At 74.9% G+C, this 4,671-nt stretch carries 3 protein-coding genes; all 3 read left to right on the plus strand.

All coding sequences use genetic code 11. From position 1 onward, the window contains the following. Positions 1 to 872 (plus strand): (2Fe-2S)-binding protein (locus B7767_RS18485; RefSeq protein ID WP_107486168.1); only part of this gene is annotated, 872 nt, incomplete at its 5' end. Then, positions 869 to 3,187 (plus strand): xanthine dehydrogenase family protein molybdopterin-binding subunit, encoded by a 2,319-nt coding sequence (locus tag B7767_RS18490; protein ID WP_085573156.1) that lies wholly within the window; start codon positions 869 to 871, stop codon positions 3,185 to 3,187. The genes B7767_RS18485 and B7767_RS18490, both read left to right, overlap by 4 nt. Before the next feature lie 229 nt (positions 3,188 to 3,416). After that, positions 3,417 to 4,592 (plus strand): SUKH-4 family immunity protein, encoded by a 1,176-nt coding sequence (locus tag B7767_RS18495; protein ID WP_085573157.1) that lies wholly within the window; start codon positions 3,417 to 3,419, stop codon positions 4,590 to 4,592. The last annotated feature ends 79 nt before the right edge of the window (positions 4,593 to 4,671 follow it).

Below are 4,671 nucleotides of genomic sequence, written 5' to 3' on the forward strand. Positions count from 1 at the left end.
CTCCCGGGGCCGGTGAGAGCTCCGAGGCCGCCGCGGACGCCCACGGGGCCCCCGAGGCCGTCGAGGGCCCGTCGGAGCCCTCCGCGGCCCCCGCCGAGCCCGCTCCGGACGCGGAACCGGTGACAGGACCCGCCGGCGCCGAGTCCCCGGACACCGGCACGGCACCCGGCGCCCCGGACACCCCGGACGCTCCGGACGACCGGGGCGAGCCGGTCGCACCGCACGACGACCATCCCCTCGCCTCCTACGTGCTCCGCGTCAACGGCACCGACCGGCCCGTCACCGACGCCTGGATCGGCGAGTCGCTGCTCTACGTGCTGCGCGAACGGCTCGGTCTCGCCGGTGCCAAGGACGGCTGCTCCCAGGGCGAGTGCGGGGCCTGCAACGTGCAGGTCGACGGCCGGCTCGTGGCGTCCTGCCTGGTCCCGGCCGTCACCGCGGCCGGCAGCGAGGTCCGTACCGTCGAGGGACTGGCGCAGGACGGCCGGCCCTCGGACGTGCAGCGGGCGCTCGCGCGGTGCGGCGCCGTGCAGTGCGGCTTCTGCGTGCCGGGCATGGCGATGACCGTGCACGACCTGCTGGAGGGCAACCCGGCGCCCACCGAGCTGGAGACCCGCCAGGCCCTGTGCGGCAACCTCTGCCGCTGCTCCGGCTACCGGGGCGTGGTGAACGCCGTCAAGGAGGTCGTCGCCGAACGCGAGGCGCACGCCGCGTCCGACGAGGACGACTCCGACGACGGGGCGGAACCGCCCCGCATCCCGCACCAGGCGGGCCCCGGCGCCGGCGGCGTCAACCCCGCCGCGTTCGGCACCCCCGGACCCGATGAGCAGCCCCAGGACCAGCCGTACGGCGAGGACGGAGGCCAGGCGTGACCAACGAAGCAGCCACCGCGCAGGCCGTGCAGGCCGCGGAGGCCGCCCCCGAGCCGGAACCGCTCCCGCACGGGCTCGGCGTCTCCCTCCCGGCCGCCGACGCCCGCGCCAAGACCGAGGGCACCTTCCCGTACGCCGCCGACCTGTGGGCCGAGGGCCTGCTGTGGGCGGCCGTGCTGCGCTCACCGCACCCGCACGCGCGCATCGTGTCCATCGACACCAGCCACGCGCGTGAGATGCCCGGCGTCCGCGCGGTGGTCACGCACGAGGACGTCCCCGGCGACCCGCTGCACGGCCGCGGCCCGGCCGACCGCCCGGTCTTCGCCTCCGAGGTCGTACGCCACCACGGCGAGCCCATCGCCGCCGTCGCCGCCGACCACCCGGACACCGCGCGGATGGCCGCCGCCGCCGTCATCGTCGAGTACGAGGTGCTCGACCCGGTGACCGACCCCGAGCAGGCGTTCGAGGCCGAACCGCTGCACCCCGACGGCAACCTGATCCGGCACATCCCGCTGCGCCACGGCGACCCCGACGCGGCCGGCGACGTCGTCGTCGAGGGCCTGTACCGCATCGGCCGCCAGGACCCCGCCCCCATCGGCGCCGAGGCCGGTCTCGCCGTGCCCCGCCCGGACGGCGGCGTCGAGCTGTACCTGGCCTCCACCGACCCGCACGGCGACCGGGACACCGCCGCCGCCGCGTTCGGCCTGGCACCCGATCGGGTGAAGGTCGTCGTCACCGGGGTGCCCGGCGCCACCGCCGACCGCGAGGACCGCAGTTTCCAGCTCCCGCTCGGCCTGCTGGCGCTGAAGACCGGTTTCCCGGTGAAACTCGCCGCCACGCGCGAGGAGTCCTTCCTCGGTCACACCCACCGCCACCCCACGCTGCTGCGCTACCGCCACCACGCCGACGCCGAGGGCAGACTGGTGAAGGTCGAGGCGCAGATCCTGCTCGACGCGGGCGCCTACGCCGACACCTCCTCCGAGGCCCTGGCCGCCGCGGTTGCCTTCGCCTGCGGCCCGTACGTCGTGCCCAACGCCTTCATCGAGGGCTGGGCCGTGCGCACCAACAACCCGCCCTCCGGCCATGTGCGCGGCGAGGGCGCGATGCAGGTGTGCGCCGCCTACGAGGCGCAGATGGACAAGCTGGCCAAGAAGCTCGGCGTCGACCCGGCGGAGCTGCGGCTGCGCAACGTGATGGCCACCGGCGACGTGCTGCCCACCGGCCAGACGGTGACCTGCCCGGCCCCGGTCGAGGAGCTCCTGGAGGCGGTACGGGACTTCCCGCTGCCGCCGCTGCCCAAGGACACCCCCGAGGACGAGTGGCTGCTGCCCGGCGGCCCCGAGGGCGCGGGCGAGCCGGGTGCGGTGCGCCGGGGCGTGGGCTACGGCCTCGGCATGGTGCACATGCTCGGCGCGGAGGGCGCGGACGAGGTCTCCACGGCCACCGTGCGGGTCCAGGGCGGCGTGGCGACGGTGCTGTGCGCGGCCGTGGAGAGCGGCCAGGGCTTCTCGACGCTGGCCCGGCAGATCGTCCAGGAGACCCTCGGCATCGACGAGGTGCACGTGGTGCCCGTCGACACCGACCAGCCCCCGGCCGGCCCCGGCTGCCGGGGCCGGCACACGTGGGTGTCGGGCGGCGCGGTGGAGCGCGCGGCGAAGATGGTCCGCACCCAGCTCCTCCAGCCCCTCGCGCACAAGTTCGGCATGTCCACCGAGCTGCTCCAGATCACCGACGGCAAGATCACCTCGTACGACGGCGTGCTCTCCACGACCGTCACCGAGGCGATGGACGGCAAGGAGCTGTGGGCCACCGCCCAGTGCCGTCCGCACCCGACGGAGCCGCTGGACGCCTCCGGCCAGGGCGACGCCTTCGTCGGCATGGCCTTCTGCGCGATCCGCGCGGTGGTCGACGTCGACATCGAACTCGGCTCGGTACGGGTCGTGGAGCTGGCGGTCGCCCAGGACGTGGGCCGGGTGCTGAACCCGGCGCAGCTGGCCGCCCGGATCGAGGCGGGCGTGACCCAGGGGCTGGGCGCCGCGCTCACCGAGAACCTGCGCACGCCGCGCGGGCTGGTCCGCCACCCCGACCTGACCGGGTACGCCCTCCCGACGGCGCTGGACGCGCCGGACATCCACATCGTGAAGCTGGTCGAGGAGCGGGACGTGGTCGCGCCGTTCGGCGCGAAGGCGGTCAGCGCGGTGCCGGTGGTGACCTCGCCGGCGGCGATCGCGTCCGCCGTACGGGCCGCCACGGGCCGCCCGGTGAACCGGCTGCCGATCCGGCCGCAGGCCGCGGTGGTGACGACCGGGGGCTGAGCTCGGTTCCGGATGATTCCCGCGGGGGAGGCAACGCAAACGGATGCTCAGGCGTCTCGTGTGATGAGGGCGTTGCGTTCGCCGCCCTCGGTCCGGGGCGTTGTCAGTGGTGCCGCGTAGTGTTCCGAGCAGTGGGGGACGGCTGACGGGTCCGGAAGGGTCGGGGCCGTCCTGCCCGGGGCGGTACGTTCGCGGGCCCGGGACCGAGCACACGTATCGCGGGGGAATCATGAGCACGACCGACACCGTTGTCGCGACGGCGGTCACACTGACCGACGCCGACCTCGATCCCTTCATCACGCACGCGTCCACGCGCGACTGGCTGACCGGTCCCGGACTGCCCTGCGACAGCGGCCTGTTCGGCTTCGCGGAGCTGGCGCGGCCCGGCGGCCCGCGCACGGTGGGCGACTCGACGGGCGGCCCCGGCGACCGGCTCTCCGCGGAGCTGCGGGACCAGCTGGTCATCGGCGGACTGCTGGGCCCGGCCGGTCTGGAGACGGAGTCGGTGCTGCTCGACGGGGCGACCGGCGAGGTGTCCACGACGTTCTTCTTCCACGACCGTCCCGACCTGATGGACCGCCGCCCGCTCGCCCCGTCCCTGCCGACACTGGTGCGGTTCGCGGCGGCGACGGACGAACTGGCGGGACTGCGCGGCCAGTTCGCCGCCCACGCGGGCCGGTACGGCACCAAGGCGGTCGCGGAGGCCTCTCGGCAGCTCCTGGCGGTCTTCGAGGAGGGCACGGACGGCGAGCCGGCCCCGTTCTGGAGGATGGCCGCGCTGATCAGGCCGCTGGCCCTGGTGGCGGGCCCCGGCACGGCTTCGGGCCTCGCCCTGGACCTCCCCCTCCGCCTGCTGGACGACGAGTTCGGCCGGGGCGGAGTGGTCCGCTTCGAGGAGGTCGACTTCCCCGCGACGCTCGACCACGAGCCGACCCGCCGCTTCCTGCGCGAGACGGGCCTGCCGGAGGACGGCTTCCTCTTCCAGCTGGACACCGACCTGCCGCTGCGCACGCTCGCGGAGTACTACACCGACGAACGCGAGCTCCCCGACGCCCGCCTCCCCGCCCGCGCCGAACACCTGATACGCCTGGGGTACCTGGTCGAGGACAACAGCCTGGTCGTCGACGGCGCCACGGGCGCGGTGCTCAACTGGAGCGAACCGGAAGGCGTCCTCCACCCGCTGAACACGGACGTCTCCACCCTCGCCTTCACCCTCTGGCTGCTCCACCGCGAGCACGCCATCGACGAGGCGTCGGGCCACGCGCTGACCAGCGACACCTACGACCAGCTGGCGCTGACGATGATCCAGGTCCTGTCCTCCATCGACCCGACGGGCACCACCACCGACACGGACTGGCACTACTGGACGGAGCTCTTCCAGGACGAGGCGGGCGGAGTGCTGTAGCGCTCCGCTCCGGGGGCGGTCGTCGTGTCGTCGGCCGGCCGCGGCGCCGTCGCGGCGGGGCGCGCCCGCGCGGCCGGAG

This window comes from Streptomyces sp. 13-12-16 (assembly GCF_002114215.1).
Lineage (GTDB): Bacteria > Actinomycetota > Actinomycetes > Streptomycetales > Streptomycetaceae > Streptomyces.

What these genes read in the sequence shown, in the direction of transcription:
- B7767_RS18495 (WP_085573157.1), top strand. Translation starts at nt 3,417, where the DNA reads ATGAGCACGACCGACACCGTTGTCGCGACGGCGGTCACACTGACCGAC.